A 16,683-nucleotide genomic window follows, 5' to 3' on the forward strand; every position below is an offset into this window, starting at 1 on the left:
TTGTTATGAAATCGTTATCTGAAAACCGCCGTTAGCAGACCGCAACAGAACCCGCGCGCTGGAGTCGACATACTCGGCTCGATGGCCCAGTTGCCCCTTCGCACGGCGGACTGAAGTTTGCTACGAAATATTACTCGGCAGTAAGGATCGCAGCTGCCGCGAGGCCGGCGCGGCCCTAGGCGCGCTCGGGCTGCCCGGCGCCGGTCAGCAGAATCTCGCCAATGGCCTCTGATGCGTCGTTGACCATGTGGCGCCGACTGGCCTCTTCGAACCGGGTGGCGATGGTCGCTGCACCGAGGGTGCGGTAATCCTGGAGCAGCCGACGGAGCTCCTCAGGGTCCGACGGTTTCGGTAGGAGTTCGGCACCACCCCGGTCGTAGTAAAGATCCGACATCGTCTCGACGAAGGCGACGGCCAACCCGTCGAGATGTCCGTCGACAGACCGCAGGAACCGCAGCAGCGCCCGGATGTAGAGCATCGGCTGAGGCGACCTGCTCAGGATGTCGCCGACGACTCGGTGCGTCATCACCACGGAGCGCCCGTCGATCCTGGCCAGTCCGTGCGCGACCAATGCGCGCGCCTCCTCGGAATCGACGTCGAGGTCGACGTCGCGGTGCGCTTTGCCGTCCTGGCTGTCGGTGCGCGAACCCAACACGGCCCGCTGCAATCCGAGGATGTCGGCCAGGTCGGCGCCATGGCGCATGCTCTCGAAGAACTCGGCGATGTGGGCGGAGTTGTAACCGCGGCGCAGCAACTGGCTGATCGTGTTGAGCTGCGAAAGGTGGTAGTCGTCGTAGAGCGCCGAACGGCCCACGCGCCGGGGCGGGTCCAGCAGACCGCGCTCCCGATACGCACGGATGTTGCGCGCGCTTACCCCCGACACCCGAGCCAAATCCTCAAGCCGATATTCGGCCATCTCGCACCCCCAGCCCTTCACACATCGTGAACCGGACCCCGCTGGCCACGACGGTCCACGTGATCACTGTAACGCCCGGGCGCGACAAGAGCGAAGGAGGAAGCCAATTTCTTACTCAATGGTAAGGAGCCCCCATCATGGCTCCAGCCTGCACAGATGGTCGACACACCGCGACTCTTCTGCGCGTAGACACGCGACCACAGCCAACTTCGACCGCCAAATGAGTTAGCTCGTCGGACTGAGACCGCCGTCACGCAGTTAGCACTCCAAGGCTCCGACGCGTGAAAATCGAACAGTCACCGGTAACTGCCGAATTTCTGCTGAGGTAGCTACCGCCGTGTGGCACGTTTCCGACGAGCGTGAGAGAGGGTGGGCGTGCGTCCATGGGTCGTCTGGGCGACGGGCCTGCTCGCCTACATCATCGCCGTCCTCGATCGCACCACTCTGGGCGTTTCGGGCCTGGCCGCGGCCGACCGCTTCGGCGCCGGTCCCGGCCTGCTGTCGACGTTCGTCGTGCTGCAGGTCATCGTCTATGCCGGTGCGCAGGTCCCCGCCGGCGTGCTGTTGGACCGGTTCGGCTCCAAAGCGCTCATCGTCTGCGGTGCCACCCTGATGGCCGGTGGACAGTTGACACTGGCACTCACCGAGTCGCTGCCCGTCGCCTTGGGCGCGCGAGCGGTCGTCGGCCTCGGTGATGCCGTCACCTTCATCTCGGTGCTGCGTCTGGTGCCGTACTGGTTCCCTGCGCGCCGAATACCGCTGGTCACCCAACTGACGGGAATCTGCGGGCAGTTGGGGCAGGTGCTGTCGGCCGTGCCGTTCCTGGCGCTCCTCTCGGCGGCCGGCTGGACCACCGCCTATGCATCGGCGGCCGCGTTCGGCGCGCTGTCGATCGTGCTGATTGTGCTGATCGTCCGCAACGCTCCGGAAGCCACCGCCACGACCCGCGAGGCCATGTCCGTGCGACAGACGCTGACCAGCCTCAAGACCGTGTGGCTGCGCCCGGGGACGCGGCTGGGCTTCTTCACCCACATGGGCACCCAGTTCTCCGTCACGGTGTTCGCGCTGATGTGGGGGGTGCCCTACCTGACCGTGGCCCAAGGGCTGTCACCCGGCATCGCAGGCACCCTGCTGACCGTCTCGGTGGCCGCCGCCATCGGCGCCGGACTGGTGATCGGCGTTCTCACCGGGCGCTATCCGCACCGGCGCTCGAGGCTGGTGCTTGCCATCATCGCGAGCAACGCGGTGGCGTGGACGGTGGTGCTGGCCCTTCCCGGCCCGGCCCCGCTGTGGTTGCTCGTCGTGCTGGTCGTGGTGATATCGGTGGGCGGGCCGGGGTCCATGGTCGGTTTCGACTTCGCGCGCACGTTCAATCCCAGCGCCACCCTCGGAACCGCGCAGGGAATGGTCAACATGGGCGGATTTCTGGCGTCGTTGGTGGTGATGCAGGTGATGGGGATGGTGCTGCAGGCCGCCGGAGGGTTGTCCTTCGACTCGTTTCGGTGGGCGTGGACGGTGCAGTACGTCATCTGGGCGCTGGCGGTCACCGGAATCCTGATCACCCGGCACAAGACGCGCAAGCTGCTGCGCGCCCAGGACGAGACCGTGCTGCTCACCGGCATCCGGCAGTGACCGGGGAGGCCCCACCGCGCCGGCCGCTACTGTTCGAGCATGGGCATTGCGGTCGCGGTGGTGCTGGCTGCCGGCCTGGGCACCCGGGTGGGCGCCGACGGCAACAAGGCCTACCTTCCGCTGGCCGGTCGCTCCATGCTGGTCTGGTCGTTGGAGACCATCTCGCGGACGCCCTCGGTGGACCGCACCGTGTTGGTGTTCCGCCGCGGTGAACGGGATCTGGCCGAGCAGACGATTCAGGGCGAGCTGCCTGATCTCTCGATCGACCTGGTCGAAGGTGGCCAGACCCGGCACGGCTCCGAGTTCAACGTGCTGTCCGCACTGGCCGCCGAGATCGACCGCGGAGATGTCGATGTCGTGGCGATCCACGACGCCGCACGGCCGTTGGCCGACCCCGCGATGTTCGAAAGCGCGATCGCACTCGCGCGCCGGCACGGCGGGGCGCTCCCCGCACTCCCCCTCACCGACGTCGCCCATATCAGCGCCCGCGGGCTGGAACCCGCAGACGGCGCACTGGTCCGGGTGCAGACTCCGCAGGCGTTCCGGGCCGGTGATCTGTTGCATGCGTACCGTTGCGCCGCCCGAGATGGGTTCGAGGGCACTGACACCTCATCGTGCGTCGAGCACTACACCGACCTCGACGTCCGGACGTTTCCCGGCCGTTCGGACAATCTGAAGGTGACCTACGCCGGCGATATCGCCGTCGCGCAACGGCTGCTCACCGATCGACCGATGGCGCCTCGATGACCGCGGTGAGGTAAGCCGCGTCGCGCGGAATCTCGACCCGCTGCGCCCGGTCGTCACCGTCGACTTGGACGACCGCAATCCCGGCACGCAGCGCCGCGCTCAGCTCGTCGAAAGGCTCCTGCGCAGCGTCGAGCAGAGTCCGCAGCGTCGCCGGGTCGAAGCCTCGCGGGTACTGCACGGTGCGCAGTCGGGATCGGTCCAGGGTTTGCCGCACGGATCCCTGGGCGTCCACCCGCTTGATGCTGTCGGTGACCGCACGGGTCGGAACAACCACCTGCGCGCCCGCGGCCACCGCGGCGACGACGCGCTGCAGGGTTGCGGCGGTGAAGACCGGCCAGCCCAGATCATGGACCAGCACCGGCCCGTCGCCGCAGTTGGTCAGCCCCGCCTGCAGGCACTGCGCACGCTGACCGACCCCCTCGGCCGTGACGACGTGGACATCCGAAAAGTCCGGGACGCCGATGGCTTCGATGAGCGAATCGGTCAGCGACGGAGCTACCGCCACCACGACGCGCACCGATTGCCGCAAAGTCTCGACGATGCGCGACAGCACCGCGGCCCCGGCTACGGGTGCCAGCAGCGTCTCCCGCCGTCCGACGTAGGCGGCCGGCACCGGCACGATCGCGGTCGTGTTCACCGCTGGTCAGGCTATACGGGGTCGAACGACTCGATGAGCCAGGCGTCGTCGATCTTGGTCATGCCCACTTTCACGCTGCTCGCCGCGAAAGCTCCGTCGGGATTTTCCTCGCTGGTGGTGGTCTGGTTGATGAACACCAGGACCTCCGCCTTGTCCGGGGCCATCTGCGACACCCCTGAGCGCACCACCGAAGCTTCGGTCTTGACCTGCTTCTCTCTGGCCGCCGGCGTGACGATTTGCTCGGTGAAGTGCGTGTAGTAGGACAGGAAGTCACCGGTCAGTCGCGCTTTCGCAGCGGCGAAGTCGGCGTCGAGCGACTCCGGGGAGTACGTCAGCAGGGCCACCGTGCCGCTGGTGGCCGCGTCGAGCACCACCTGCTGGGCCGCCGCATCCGTGTCCTGGTCGGGCCGGTACTGGTTGACATAGAGCCAGCCGGCCAGCCCCGCTGAGGCCAGCAATGCCACCGTCAGCACGGCCGCGGTCACGAGTCCTCTGATAGAGGGCCGGGTGCGCCGCGCCGGCACCGGCGATGCGGCGGCCTCCGGCGTCTCGTCAGGCGTCTCCATGCCCGCCGCGTCGGCTGTCTCGGGAACCTCGGAGGAGAGCTCGGTGTCTTCTGGTTCGCCCTGCGGGCTCGTCTTGTCGGTCACGGGACGAACTCGACCTTCGACATCTTGATCTGCCCGTCTTCGCGCTGCAGACTCACGCCGAGGCGCCAGGTTCGGGGTTCGCCGTTTGCGCCGGCGGTGTTCGTCACCCGTGACGAGGCGGCCACCATCACCTCGGCCGTGTCGGCGTCCATCTCGTTGACCGCCGTGGAGTTCACCGAGACCTCGGTGATGACCTTGGAGTCCTGCGCGACCTGGATGAAGTCCTGCGCCTGGGACTCGAAGTCGGTCTTGAACTGGCCGGTCGAATTGTCGATGATGCGCTGCACGTCGGCTTCGGCGTTGTTGAAGTCCAGCGACATCAGCGTGACCACACTTTGGCGGGCCGCGGCGGCGTACTCTGCGCTCTGCTGCCGCAGCTGCTCGGCTTCGCGATGCTTCCACATCATGAACCCGCTGGCGGCCAGCAGCGCGACGGTGCACAGCACCACCAGCGATGCGGCGATTGTCTGCCAGCTCGGGCGGGGCAGCCGGAATCTGCGCGACGACGTGCGGGCCGGGCCAGGTGCGTCAGCCTCGGCGTCGGAGGCGTCGGGGTCGGAGGCCGGAACCGACTCGTCGGCGTCCCCGGCGTCCTTGGTGACCGCGGCCTCTTCAGCCTCTTCGGAGCCGGCAGCCTCAGCCTCCTGGCGCAGCCGGATCGCCTTCGCGCGCGCCCGCGCCGCAGCGGCGAGCGCCTCGGCCTCGGCCGCCTCGGCCTCGGCTTCCTCGGCCAGTGCCCTGGCGCGTTCGGCGTCGACGACCCGCTCCGCGGCCGGCGGACTACCGACGCGATCGGTATCGATCACCGACTCACGTCGCCTGAAAGACGGCACACCGACCTCCTGCCTTCATCAGTTCTGTCGCGCGCACACACATCCCATCCGAGAACGTCATTCTTCATTGCTGCGCATCGCTTCGACGATACTCTCCATTTCAGCAGCCCCGACCCATGGCCTGGACTGCGGAAATGGTATTTACGCGCCGGGCTGGCCCTCAGCGGGGACGGCCTGCAGCTTGTCCTTCATGACCTTGCCGGTGGCGTTCAACGGCAACTCGTCGAGGAACTCTACATACCGCGGCACCTTGAATCCCGCCATTCGGCTTCTCGACCATGCGATCAGCTCTTGGGCTCCGTATTCTCCGCGTTCGGCGTGGCCGGGTGTCAGCACGACGAAGGCTTTGCCGACCTGACCCATCCGCTCGTCCGGCACGCCGATGACGGCGACCTGGGCGACCGCGGGGTGCTCCAGCAGAAAACCCTCGATCTCGGCGGGATAGGCGTTGAACCCACCCACGATGAACATGTCCTTCTTGCGCCCGACGATCCGGAGTCGTCCGGCGTCGTCGAGCGTCCCGAGGTCACCGGTGTGCAGCCACCCCTCGGCGTCGACAGCCTCAGCGGTGGCGGCCGGGTCGTCGAGGTAGCCCTGCATCACGGTGTAACCACGGATCAGCACCTCGCCGTCATCGGCGATGCGCAACTCGACCCCGTCACAGGCCACGCCAGCCGTCGTGGCGATGTCTTCGAAAGAGTCACCCGGCCTGGACAACGTTGCGGTGCCCGCCTCGGTCAGGCCGTAGCCGGTGGCCAGCGTCTGGAACGGCAATTCCTCGTGCACCCGGCGCACGAGTTCGACCGGAATGTCGGCCGCTCCGGTCACCCCGGCGCGCAGGGTTGCGAGTTTGGACTTGTCAGCCACGCCGAGCAACGCGTGGTACAGCGTCGGCGGACCGGGCAGCATGGTGACGCGCTCGGCGGCGATGAGGTCGACGACGCGGTCGACATCGAAGACCGCCACCGGCAGCATCGTCGCACCCCGGATGAACGATGCGATCAGACCGGCCTTGTAGCCGAAGGTGTGGAAGTACGGGTTGACCATCAGGTACCGGTCACCCGCGCGGAGATCAGCCAGGTCGCACCACTCTTCGTACAACCGCAGATTCTGCGCGTGGTGCATCATCACACCTTTGGGACGTCCGGTGGTCCCCGAGGTGAAGATGATGTCCGAGATGTCCTCGGCCGCCACGTCCGCGCTGAACGGCTGACCGCTGCCCAGAAAATCGGATTTGATGTCGATCACCGGCACACCGGTCGGCGCCTGATAGTCGACGTCAAGAAAACCTTGTTGCACGAGAACAGCTTTGGCGCCGCTGCGGGTAATGATATCGGCAGCCTCCCCGGACTTGAATCGGGTGTTGACCGGAACCAACACGGCTCCAGCGGTCAGCAGACCGAATGCCGCGACGATCCACTCGGCGCTGTTGGGCGCCCAGACCGCGGCGCGGTCACCCTTCTTCAGACCCAGCTCGGCGAAAGCCCCGGCAGCGCAGCGGATCCGCTGGACCACCTCGGCGAAGGACAAGCGCAGCGGACCGTCGACGACTGCTTCCGCGTCGCCGAAGCGGTCCGCCGCGCTGGCGACCATCTCGGGGATGGTCGCCCATCGTGGTTGATAACTCACACCGTGACGAGCCGGCTCAGATTGCCGCCCATGATCTTCGCCTGGTCTTCCACCGAAAGATGTTCCAGCGCAGTCACATAGTGCGTGGGCTCGGCCAGCCCTTCAGGATGCGGCCAGTCCGAACCGTAGAGCACCTGGTCCACGCCGATCAGGTTGATCAGATCGTCGATGCCCTCTTCGTAGAACGGGCTGACGAAGATGCGGTTCTTGATCTCCTCGATCGGGTTGCCCATGAAGGCTTCCGGCGCCTTCTTGTAGACCTCGGCCATCGAGTCCAGCAGCGGGAACATCCACTTGGAGCCGGCCTCGACGATGCCGACCTTGAGCTTCGGATGCCGGAACAGTGCACCATGGATCACCCACGAAGCCACCGCGTCCTGGATCGGGCGCCATTCGTTGAGGATCGACATCGCGTTGGTCTGGAACGGCAGCATCTCCTGCGCCTCACCGTCCCACTCCGAGGTGTAGCGCGAGTAGCCGCTGTCCGACGAGTGCATCCCGACGAACACGTCGTACTCGACGCACTTCTGCCAGAACGGATCGAACTCGGGCAGCGCGAAAGACCGCGGACCGCGGAAGCCGGGCACCGGCGCCGGCCGGACCAGGATCGCGCGGGCGCCGCGCTTGACCGCCCAGTCGAGCTCCTCGATGGCCTTCTCGACGATCGGCAGCGTGATGACCGGGGTGACGAAAATGCGGTTCTGGTAGTTGAACCCCCACACCTCGTCGAGCCACTGGTTCAACGAGTGGATGATGACGTGGATGGCGACCGGGTCGTCGCGCAGACGCTCCTCGATGAGGCTGGCCAGCGTCGGGAACATCAACGACCGGTCGACGCCGAGCTCGTTCATCAGCTCGAGGCGGGGACCGGGCTCGAAGAATGCCGGGATGGAGCGCATCGGCTCGCCGAAGAGTTCACGCTTGCTCTTGCCGTCAGGGTTGCCGAACTTGAAATACTCCTCCCACGCACCCGGTTTCGCGACGTGGGAGAACGTGGGGTTCGGGATGTAGTTGCTGATCTGGCCCTTGATGGCGATCTTGGTGCGTCCGTTGACCTCGACGTACTGGACGACGTCCTTGTACTCCTTGGGCAGGTACTTGGTCATCGCCTCCGGCGGCTCGTAGAGATGGTTGTCGGCGTCGAACAGCGGGAAGGGTATGTCGACCCGGTGAGAAAGTTGCCCCATGGAACACTCCTTATCGTCTCGGGAGAATCGTATTCTCATTTTCGGCGAGCTGCAACGGGTCCCTTGCCGGCTCAGCGCGCAGATTCTGCCGGACAAGGAATTTCTGGACCTTGCCGCTGGCCGTCCGGGGGAAGTCGTCGACCTGGTGCAGTTCCTCGGGCCACTTCTGGGTCGCGACCCCACACGCGGCGAAGTGGGCTCGCACGTCGTCCAGCGACGGCATCGAGTGCCCGTCGCGGACCCGCAGCACCGCCGCGGTGTGCTCTCCTAGTCGCGGATCGGGCGCCGCGACCACTACCGCCTCGGCGACGGCCGCCATCCCCAGCAGCACCTCCTCGACTTCGAGCGCGCTGATGTTCTCGCCGCCGCGGATGATCACGTCGGATTTGCGGTCGGTGATGGTCAGATAGCCGTCGGCATCGAGAACGCCGACATCGCCGGTGCGGTACCAACCGTCGTCGTCGAAAGCCGCCTCGGTCAGCTCGTCGTCGGTGTAGCCCAGGCACAGATCAGGGCCCCGACTGAAGATCTCTCCGTCGGGCCCGAGGCGAATCTCAACGCCGGGACGCGCATCGCCATCGGTGAACAACCGCTTCTCGGCGGGGGCTGTGGGCCGCGACCCCGTGATGGACGGATGCTCGGTACTGCCGTAGGACCGGAACACGAACATGCCCAGGTCATGCAGCCGTTGGGTGACAGCCGACGGCACCGTCGAGCCGCCCAGTCCGACGGTGCTGAACCGACGCAGGTGCTCGGGGCGGCAGTCGGGGTGGTCGAGCAGGCTGGTCACGAAGTACGGCGGACCTCCCCCGATCGAGAGCCCGTCGGACTCGATGAGCCGCAGAACCCGACCTGGATCCCATACGTCGCACAGGTCGATGGGCGCACCTTCGAGCACCGGGATCAGAAACGCGCCCAGCATGCCGATGAAGTGCCCGACAGGGGTGGCCGTCAGTTGCCGCCCGCGGTCGGGCGGGTAGTTCTCCAACAGCTGGCGCGTCTCGCAACTGAGCGTCTGGTGGCTGTGGATCACCCCCTTGGGGTCACGGGTGGTCCCCGAGGTGAACGCGATCAGCGCCGGCGCCGCGGGATCGGCAGCCACGGTCCCGACCAGCGGCTCGTCGGCCAGCAGGTCCTCGAAGCGGTGTTCCCGACAGGCGATCTCCTGCGCGCCGACCAGTCCGACGATCGGGATGTCTTCACACAGGTCGGGCAGGTAGCGCATCCGCCCGAACTCGCGGGTGGTGACGAACGCGCGCGGCGCGGCCGAGCCCAGGATGTGGGTCAGTTCCTTACGACCGTAGAAATGCACGATGGGCACGGTCACCGCACCGAGAAAAGCAGACGCCCAGAAGGTGACGGCGGCTTCGCGCCAGTTGGGCAGCTGCAGTGCCACCACATCGCCGGCTCCCACCCCCCGCGCCTTCAGCCCCGCGGCGAGCCGGCGGGCGTCGCGCTCGACGTCGGAAAAAGTGCCGTGGTACGGGCGGATGTCGGAGTGGACGCAGAAGCCGGTGCCGGGACTGTCCTTCAGCCCGCGAGCAAGCAGTTCACCGAGCGTCTCTTGGGTCCACCAGCCTTCCTGCTCATACCGCTTGACCAGCTCCGCAGGAATTGTCCGCATAGGTCGCCTACCCCGTCCTCCCGTAGCAGGTGAATGCCTTCGTGATGCTATTCTCCGCAAACGAGAATGCCAATACCGCAGAGGGAGAATCGTTGATGGTCGACCTCGAAATCGACAACGGTCTGGCGATCATCACCATCGACCGCCCGCACGCGCGCAACGCGATCTCACTGGAGACGATGGATCAGCTCGACCGGGCGCTCGACGAGGCCCAGGGAGCTGCTGCGCTGGCGCTGACCGGGGCCGGCGACCGGGCCTTCGTCTCGGGCGGTGACCTCAAAGAGCTCAGCGCGCTGCGCACGGTCGAGCAGGCCGCAGCGATGTCCTTCCGGATGAGGTCGATCTGCGATCGGGTGGCCCGTTTCCCCGGTCCGACCGTCGCCGCGCTCAATGGCCACGCCCTCGGTGGCGGAGCGGAGTTCGCGGTGGCCGCCGACATCCGGTTGGCTGCTGATGACATCAAGATCGGCTTCAATCAGGTCGCACTGGCGATCATGCCGGCTTGGGGCGGCGCCGAACGGCTGGTCGAACTGGTCGGATACAGCAAAGCGCTGTTGCTGGCCGGCACCGGACGGATTCTGGCCGCCGCCGAGGCCGAACGTGTCGGTCTCGTCGACCAGGTGATCCCGCGGGCTTCGTTCGACGAGCAGTGGCGCCTGATCGCGCGCTCGCTGGCGACCGAGCCGGCACGGCAGGTCAAACGCGTGATGGGTGGCGTTCCGACCACCGAGGCGGTGGCCGCCTTCGCCGAGCTGTGGGTCTCTGACGAGCACTGGGCCGCAGCCGACAAGGTGATGCAGCGCGGCAGATAGGTAGCGCACACAGGGGGCGCTCGAACAGCCCGATTTTCTCGACTCCCAGGTTTGTCGCCCGGCGCACACGCCGGTGAGCTCACGCCGAGGCAGCGTGGGAATACGCAGCGGCCACCAGCGCGACGTCCACGCCGACCTTCGCGAATCCGACGACGTGGGATCACTCGACATGGTGGCTGACGGCCCCGTGATCTGTGCCCACACAACGTGGACGTGGACGGCTGTAGCTTACGGATACATCCTTGTCCTTCCTTAGTATCGGAATGATAGGGATGAATACGATAGATTGCAGATATGCCCATCGCTGTCTACTCGGCTGAGCAGGTGGCCGACATGCTCGGACTGCACGTGCGAACCGTGCGCGGATACGTCCGTGACGGACGCCTACCGGCCGTGCGCATGGGCAAGCAATACCGAATCACCGAACAGGACTTGCAGGCCTTCGCCGGCGTGGCCACCGACGAGCCGGCGAGTAGGCCACACGCTCACGTCTCTACCGTCGTGCACATCGACAATGCCGACCGCCTCACGATGGATCGCATCACCCCACATCTCACTGCTGCAGCGATCAGCAACTCAGACCGACCAGGACAGCTCGACGTTCACTCGACGTATGACGAATCTGCCTGCCGTCTCACCGTCTTCGTTGTCGGAGACCCAGAATCCACGACAGCCGTCATCGGACTGATCGGCGCCTTGACACGCCAGGACGACAGGTGAAGGCCGGCATCTACCGTTCCTCGTCTGGCCAGCACGCCGTCGAGCGCAGTTACCGCGAGCACCTTCAACGCTGGGCAGTGCCGCTGCGGCAGCACACGGTCGCCACGCGCGAGGGCGGCACCTTCGTCCTGGACTGCGGACCCACCGATGCTCCACCGGTCGTACTGCTGCACGGCGCCGGGAGCAACAGCGCGATCTGGCAGGCCGACGCGTCGCGGTGGTCACTGACCCATCGGCTGTACATGGTCGACCTTGTCGGCGAGCCCGGACTGAGCGCACCATCGCGGCCGCCCCTTGACTCCGACGCATATGCGTTATGGCTCGACGACGTCCTCGACAAGCTGGGCGTCGACGCCGCTGACTTCGTGGGGGTGTCATTGGGCGGCTGGCTGGCCACCGATTACGCGATCCGCCGGCCCAGCCGCGTCACACGACTGGCGCTGCGGGCCCCGGGCGGTATCGGCCGTCAACGCTACGGAGCCGTCCTCGCAGCACTGGCCCTTATGCCATTCGGCGAACCCGGTACACGTCGTGCTCTGCGGATCGCGCTTGGGCCCGGCCGCATTCCCGACCCTGTCATCGACTACATGCTGCTGATCCACCGCAACTATCGACCCCGCCGCGAGACCCTGCCGGTCTTTTCCGACGAAGACTTGAGAGCCATCACCGCGCCACTTTTCGTCGTGCTGGGTGCGCGCGACCGCATGCTCAACTCGCACGACACCGCCGCACGGCTGACACGCCTGCAGCCTGCAGCATCGATCAATCTGCTTGCCGACGCTGGTCACGGTCTGTTCGACGATGGCGCTGACCTCCATAGCTTCCTGAACCAAGGCGCGAGACCGTGAGTCACACGCAGGATCCCTGGGTCTTCCGCGAAGAAGTACGCCGTGACCTTCGCGCCGCGCTCAAATCACGTCAGCCGGAGGTAATCTCAGTCCTACGAGCAATGATCGCCGCGATCGACAACGCCGAAGCCGTCCAACCAGAAGCACAGTCCTCGCGATCTACCGACGGTACCGTCGCCCACTCGTCTCCCGGAGTCGGGTCAACCGAGGTGCCCAGACGCGAACTGGCCATACATGACGTCCACGCGATCATTCGAGACCTCCTCCGCGAGTGCGAGACACAGGCACAGCATTACTACTCAATGCACCAACACAAGGCAGCCGACCGTCTTCGACGCCAAGCCAACGTCTTGCACTCCTACCTCCATCCATCCGGCAGGCCGACTTCTTGCTGACGCAAGCTTCGCAATAACACCGTCCGGAGGCGGTGCCGCCCTCAAAACCAGCCCGTACGAAGACGGGGACCGTATGACCCAAAGAAACGCGCCCCTGTCCGTACCGGACCCATGTGCATCGAAGTGGGTCAACAGGTTCCGTCGATACGGTGAACGACGCGGACGGAGTCCCATCGAATGCCGCGCACGTCAGCCGCCGGGTATCAACATCGACTGCCAGGTACGCTCGTCGCCACCGGCAACTGCCAGATCACTTTGCGAATAGGTCCGTCCGTCCGGCCCGACGTAACTACCGGTTGCCGGGTCGTATTCGGCGACGGCTATCGGCAACGGTGCAGGGGCGCGCGCCTCAGGGGTGGGCGGCGGCAACTGCGGAATGTCTTGTCCGGACAACGTCGCGTTCGGATCGCCCTTCCAGTTGTAGCCGTCGTTGAGCGGAACGTAGAATTCGTCGCTCTCACACATCTGCCAGGTCGGCGCCCGTTTCCCGGGCCGGGTCGCACACGGGGCGTTGCGCGCGCCGCGCACGTTCAACTCCGATTCCTGCGGCACCCGGCAATAGAGGTCCCCCGCCGGACGATCGGGCGCATCCTCGAACGTCGCCGCCCGCTGCTGACGAGCCGGCAGAAAACCAGTTGTGCAGGGTGGTGGCAGGTTCACGTTGAGATTGAAGCTCAGGAAAGCGCCCTTGTAATCCTGTTTCGTATTCCGGTTGGCCACCCCTATCGCCTGCATCGACGCCGCACCCTGCGGCAGCAATACCAACAGTTGTTCCAGACCGTCGTCGTAGGTGACCGCAACCTCGCCGACACTGACGAGGTTGGCCAGCAGCACCGGAAGTGTCGGAGATATTCGTTGGATCAGTTGCCGCGCTTCATCGGCGGCGGCCCCGCCGCGCTGCAGAACTCCACGCACGTCGCCATCGGTCTCGCGCAGCTGCTCGGTGATCGTCGCCAGATTCGCCGCCCACGCCCGCACCGAGTCCGCGGTCTCAGTCTGGGTGTCGAGCACCGGGGCGGCGTTGTCGAGCAGCGCTGTCCAGGCATCGAGCCGTTCTCGGGCGTCGATAGCGACAGCAGCGGACCCCCTTACCAGTCGCGATAATTCGGGTCCCAGTCCACCGACGGCGAGGTAGGACTCGTCGACCACCGTTTGCAGGTCGTCTTGCGGGATCGCCTGCAGCCCTTCGTTGGTCGCGTCAAGCAGGGCATTGATGTCGGGCGGTACCGATGTCCGCTCCGCCGCGATGACGGCACCGTCGGCAAGCGACGGACCCTCACCGCTGCGCGGCAGCAGTGCCACGTACTGCTCACCGACCGCGGTCTGGCTGTGCACCTCGGCGTCGACGTCGGCGGGGATCGGTGTTTTGGTGTCCATCGACAGGACGGCTTGGGCTCCGGTGTCGGTGAGGTTGACCGCCGCAACCCGCCCGACCTGGGTCCCACGGTAGGTGACGTTGGCCCGCTCGTAGAGTCCTGCGGCTTCGGGCAGGTCGACGATGACGGTGTAGCGGCCGGCGCCGAACAACAGACCGGGCAGTTTGATGTAGACCAGCATCAGCGAGCTGAAGGCCAGCGCCGACACCGCCGCGAAGATGAGTAACTGGATGCCGATCCTGCGCGTTATCCGCATGTCATCGCCCCTGATCCAGCCGGTACGGAACGACCAGCGGATTGACTGCGGTGTACGGACTGGGCATCTGCCCGATGGTGCGACCCCACTGCATCTCCAGTTCGGTGAGACCTCCCTCCCACCGGGTACCGGTGAGGAAGGAGGCATCGAGCCGACTCAAGGTCAGGTCGATGACCGCACTGAGGTTTGCGTAATCACCACGTTGCCATTTGGTGATCGTCTCCTTCGGCCACGGGAACGTGGAGTAGAAACTCAGTGACCGAGTCAGCGACGGGCCGGCATCAGCCAGCGACTGCAGCACCGGCCCCAGATCTTTGAGCTCCTTGACCAGGTTCTCCTTGGTGAGATTGACCGAATCAGCTGCCAGCGCACTGAATTCACCCAACTGGTGCACAGCTTCGGTAAGGATCTCGCGCTTTTCAGAGAGCACCGCCAGCGCGTCGGGTACCGTTTCGAGCGCGTTGTCGACAACCGCCTTCTGCTCGGCAACCTGGCCCACCAGTCCGTTGAGGCTCTCGGTAGCGGCGATGATGTCGTCCGTCTGATCGTCGAGGACACCGACGAACCGGTCCAGCTGGTTCAACAGGCTGCGCAGATCGTCTGCCCTGCCCGCGAACGCGATGCTCAACGCCTGCGTGATGTCGTAGACGTTGCCGATTCCGCCCTGATTGAGCAGCATCGACACTGCCGCCAAAGCCTGTTCGGTGGACGGGTAGCGGCCGCCCGCCGACAGCGGTATCAGCGACCCTTCCTGCAGCCGACCTGCCGGTGCTTGATCCGTCGGCGCAGCGAGTTCGATGTGCACGGAGCCAAGCAGGCTGGTCTGTCCGACTGTCGCCGTGGCGTTGGCCGGAAGGTGGACGTCGCCGTTGAGTCGCATGGTGACCAGTGCATGCCAACCCTGCAGCTCGATATTGCTGACATTGCCGACAGTGACATCGCCTACCCTTACCCGCGAGTTGCGCTCGATGTTGTCGACATCTGGCAACTGTGCCTGCACGGAGTAGGCTCCCGACCCACGGCCCTGTGTTCCCGGCAGCGGCAATGTGTTGGCTCCCTGCCAGTCGGCGCAGCCGGCCAGGGCAAGACTCAGCACTATCAACGGTACGAGGATGCTGTTGCGGTGCATCATGATCCGCTCCCGCGAGGCACCATCAACGCTTCCAGTCCGCCGTCTGGTCCCACGTGCTGCACTTCCGCGGGCAACGCGGGAGCATCCGCGCCCGGCGGGTGATCAGCTGGGCCGTTCGGCGGGATGTAGTCCGGCCGCATCCAATCCTCACTGTAAGTGACCTCGTTGGGCCGGGCGGTGGCGCCGACGAACGCGTTCTGCCCGATCGGCAGGAAGTTGTACTGGCGATTCTTCACGATCGGCGCGAGGTACTGCACGCACAGCTTTGCCGACTCCTCGGCACCCAACCTGGATGCGGCCTGGACTGCGCCGCAGAGGAATCCGATCGGGTCAGCAAAGTTGGTCACCGCCAGCGCGCTGGTCATCGTGGCTTGTGCGGGCTGATAGATGTTGACAAAGTTCTGAAACGCGTTAGGCGCCAGATGCAGTGTTTGCTTGATGTCGTCCAAGCTGTCGTCCAGCGCTTGGGTCACCGACGACAACTTGTCTGTGGTGGTGCCCAGGGTTTCGGTGTTCTCGGCGACGAACATGCGGACGTCGTCGACCACGGAGTTGACATCGCGAACCGCGTCGGCGACCTCTTGGGGATCATTGGCCAGCAGATTGGTCACCGAAGCCAGATTCTGATTCAGGTACCGCATCAGATCCGTGCTGTTGTGAAGTGCGGTGACCAGCATTGAGAGGCCTTCGACGGTCGAGAATATGTCGTCGCTGTGATCACCGAGCGCCGAGAACGTCTCCGCCAATTGAACAACGGCCTCGCGGATGTTGTCCCCTTCGCCACGCAGGTTGTCTGCGGCAGTGTTGACGAAAGAGCCCAACGTGCTGACTCCGCCCGCTTCGGTCGGTTGCAGCGACTCCGTCAGTCGCTCGAGTTGTTCGCGAAAGTCGTCCCACTCCACGGGAACCGCCGTACGATCCGCACCGATGACCGCCCCGTTCTGCAGCACCGGACCGCTGGTATAGGCGGGGGTCAGTTGAATGGTGCGGGCACTCACCAGTGACGGTGACAGGATCACCGCCTTGGCATCGGCGGGAACGTCATACCGACCGTCGTAGGAGAACCCGATCTTCACCCGGGTCGCTTCCGGCTCGATCGTGTCGATCTTGCCTACTGGAACACCCAGAATACGCACCTCGTCACCGACAAAGATGCCGTTACTGTTGGCGAAGTAGGCCACCGCGTTGACGCGGCGCGGCTGGTCTGGGGAGCGCAGCACGACGACGAGGCCCGCCACCATCATTGCAGCGAGCGCGATCGTCACACCCAACTTGATCGGCCTTGCCTT

The 16,683-nt window shown here is 65.5% G+C and carries 15 protein-coding genes; 5 read left to right on the forward strand and 10 right to left on the reverse strand.

Annotated features, from left to right (window positions below; translation table 11 throughout):
- Positions 1-175: 175 nt before the first annotated feature.
- On the reverse strand, positions 176-916 hold the full coding sequence (locus KXD98_RS17250; protein WP_260759578.1) for a MerR family transcriptional regulator: 741 nt from the start codon (positions 914-916) through the stop codon (positions 176-178).
- A 375-nt stretch (positions 917-1,291) separates the two neighbouring features.
- On the opposite strand from KXD98_RS17250, the gene KXD98_RS17255 reads away from it, so the two are divergent.
- Both KXD98_RS17255 and KXD98_RS17260 read left to right on the forward strand, forming a co-directional pair.
- Entirely contained in the window at positions 1,292-2,548 is a 1,257-nt protein-coding gene (locus tag KXD98_RS17255; RefSeq protein WP_260759579.1) for a nitrate/nitrite transporter, read from the forward strand.
- A gap of 39 nt (positions 2,549-2,587) precedes the next feature.
- Positions 2,588-3,295 (forward strand): 2-C-methyl-D-erythritol 4-phosphate cytidylyltransferase, encoded by a 708-nt coding sequence (locus KXD98_RS17260; RefSeq protein ID WP_260759580.1) that lies wholly within the window; start codon positions 2,588-2,590, stop codon positions 3,293-3,295.
- Here the strand turns inward: KXD98_RS17260 and KXD98_RS17265 are convergent.
- The 6 genes from KXD98_RS17265 to KXD98_RS17290 all read right to left on the reverse strand — a co-directional run bounded on the left by KXD98_RS17265 (position 3,267) and on the right by KXD98_RS17290 (position 9,855).
- Positions 3,267-3,932, reverse strand: coding sequence for a 2-C-methyl-D-erythritol 4-phosphate cytidylyltransferase (locus KXD98_RS17265; RefSeq protein WP_260759581.1), 666 nt, complete (start codon positions 3,930-3,932; stop codon positions 3,267-3,269). The two genes, KXD98_RS17260 and KXD98_RS17265, sit on opposite strands and share 29 nt — an antisense overlap.
- 11 nt (positions 3,933-3,943) lie before the next feature.
- Positions 3,944-4,498, reverse strand: coding sequence for a hypothetical protein (locus KXD98_RS17270; protein ID WP_260765263.1), 555 nt, complete (start codon positions 4,496-4,498; stop codon positions 3,944-3,946).
- Between the two features lie 80 nt (positions 4,499-4,578).
- Positions 4,579-5,415, reverse strand: a complete 837-nt coding sequence (locus KXD98_RS17275; protein ID WP_260759582.1) for a hypothetical protein — start codon at positions 5,413-5,415, stop codon at positions 4,579-4,581.
- Positions 5,416-5,556: 141 nt separating this feature from the next.
- Positions 5,557-7,008, reverse strand: a complete 1,452-nt coding sequence (locus tag KXD98_RS17280) for a FadD3 family acyl-CoA ligase (RefSeq protein WP_260759583.1) — start codon at positions 7,006-7,008, stop codon at positions 5,557-5,559.
- 32 nt (positions 7,009-7,040) lie between these two features.
- Positions 7,041-8,231 (reverse strand): amidohydrolase family protein, encoded by a 1,191-nt coding sequence (locus tag KXD98_RS17285; protein ID WP_260759584.1) that lies wholly within the window; start codon positions 8,229-8,231, stop codon positions 7,041-7,043.
- A 10-nt stretch (positions 8,232-8,241) separates the two neighbouring features.
- Entirely contained in the window at positions 8,242-9,855 is a 1,614-nt protein-coding gene (locus tag KXD98_RS17290; protein ID WP_260759586.1) for an AMP-binding protein, read from the reverse strand.
- Positions 9,856-9,950: 95 nt separating this feature from the next.
- Between KXD98_RS17290 and KXD98_RS17295 the strand changes: the two genes are divergently transcribed.
- The 3 genes from KXD98_RS17295 (at position 9,951) to KXD98_RS17305 (ending at position 12,235) form a co-directional block, all read left to right on the forward strand.
- On the forward strand, positions 9,951-10,667 hold the full coding sequence (locus KXD98_RS17295; protein ID WP_260759588.1) for an enoyl-CoA hydratase/isomerase family protein: 717 nt from the start codon (positions 9,951-9,953) through the stop codon (positions 10,665-10,667).
- Between the two features lie 294 nt (positions 10,668-10,961).
- Positions 10,962-11,387 (forward strand): helix-turn-helix domain-containing protein, encoded by a 426-nt coding sequence (locus tag KXD98_RS17300; protein WP_260759589.1) that lies wholly within the window; start codon positions 10,962-10,964, stop codon positions 11,385-11,387.
- Complete coding sequence (locus KXD98_RS17305; RefSeq protein WP_260759590.1) at positions 11,384-12,235, forward strand: alpha/beta fold hydrolase; 852 nt, start codon at positions 11,384-11,386, stop codon at positions 12,233-12,235. Before KXD98_RS17300 ends, KXD98_RS17305 begins: the two co-directional genes overlap by 4 nt.
- A 584-nt stretch (positions 12,236-12,819) precedes the next feature.
- On the opposite strand, the gene KXD98_RS17310 is transcribed toward KXD98_RS17305, so the two are convergent.
- Genes KXD98_RS17310 through KXD98_RS17320 form a run of 3 tightly spaced genes read right to left on the reverse strand, consistent with a single transcriptional unit; the run spans position 12,820 to position 16,638 of the window.
- Positions 12,820-14,262, reverse strand: a complete 1,443-nt coding sequence (locus KXD98_RS17310; protein WP_260759592.1) for an MCE family protein — start codon at positions 14,260-14,262, stop codon at positions 12,820-12,822.
- Between the two features lies 1 nt (position 14,263).
- Entirely contained in the window at positions 14,264-15,394 is a 1,131-nt protein-coding gene (locus KXD98_RS17315) for an MCE family protein (RefSeq protein ID WP_313901235.1), read from the reverse strand.
- The gene (locus KXD98_RS17320; RefSeq protein WP_396883227.1) at positions 15,391-16,638 is read right to left on the reverse strand and encodes an MCE family protein; all 1,248 of its coding nucleotides are present in this window, start codon (positions 16,636-16,638) and stop codon (positions 15,391-15,393) included. The genes KXD98_RS17315 and KXD98_RS17320 overlap by 4 nt, the downstream gene beginning before the upstream one ends.
- Between the last annotated feature and the right edge of the window lie 45 nt (positions 16,639-16,683).

Origin of the sequence: Mycobacterium sp. SMC-4 (assembly GCF_025263265.1) — a bacterium.
GTDB lineage: Bacteria > Actinomycetota > Actinomycetes > Mycobacteriales > Mycobacteriaceae > Mycobacterium.

Excerpts from the sequence above, each read along its gene's own strand:
- KXD98_RS17250 (WP_260759578.1), bottom strand. The coding sequence starts at position 916 with ATGGCCGAATATCGGCTTGAGGATTTGGCTCGGGTGTCGGGGGTAAGC.
- KXD98_RS17260 (WP_260759580.1), top strand. The coding sequence starts at position 2,588 with ATGGGCATTGCGGTCGCGGTGGTGCTGGCTGCCGGCCTGGGCACCCGG.
- KXD98_RS17270 (WP_260765263.1), bottom strand. The coding sequence starts at position 4,498 with ATGGAGACGCCTGACGAGACGCCGGAGGCCGCCGCATCGCCGGTGCCG.
- KXD98_RS17280 (WP_260759583.1), bottom strand. The coding sequence starts at position 7,008 with ATGGTCGCCAGCGCGGCGGACCGCTTCGGCGACGCGGAAGCAGTCGTC.
- KXD98_RS17285 (WP_260759584.1), bottom strand. The coding sequence starts at position 8,231 with ATGGGGCAACTTTCTCACCGGGTCGACATACCCTTCCCGCTGTTCGAC.
- KXD98_RS17290 (WP_260759586.1), bottom strand. The coding sequence starts at position 9,855 with ATGCGGACAATTCCTGCGGAGCTGGTCAAGCGGTATGAGCAGGAAGGC.
- KXD98_RS17295 (WP_260759588.1), top strand. The coding sequence starts at position 9,951 with ATGGTCGACCTCGAAATCGACAACGGTCTGGCGATCATCACCATCGAC.
- KXD98_RS17300 (WP_260759589.1), top strand. The coding sequence starts at position 10,962 with ATGCCCATCGCTGTCTACTCGGCTGAGCAGGTGGCCGACATGCTCGGA.
- KXD98_RS17310 (WP_260759592.1), bottom strand. The coding sequence starts at position 14,262 with ATGCGGATAACGCGCAGGATCGGCATCCAGTTACTCATCTTCGCGGCG.
- KXD98_RS17315 (WP_313901235.1), bottom strand. The coding sequence starts at position 15,394 with ATGATGCACCGCAACAGCATCCTCGTACCGTTGATAGTGCTGAGTCTT.
- KXD98_RS17320 (WP_396883227.1), bottom strand. The coding sequence starts at position 16,638 with ATGATGGTGGCGGGCCTCGTCGTCGTGCTGCGCTCCCCAGACCAGCCG.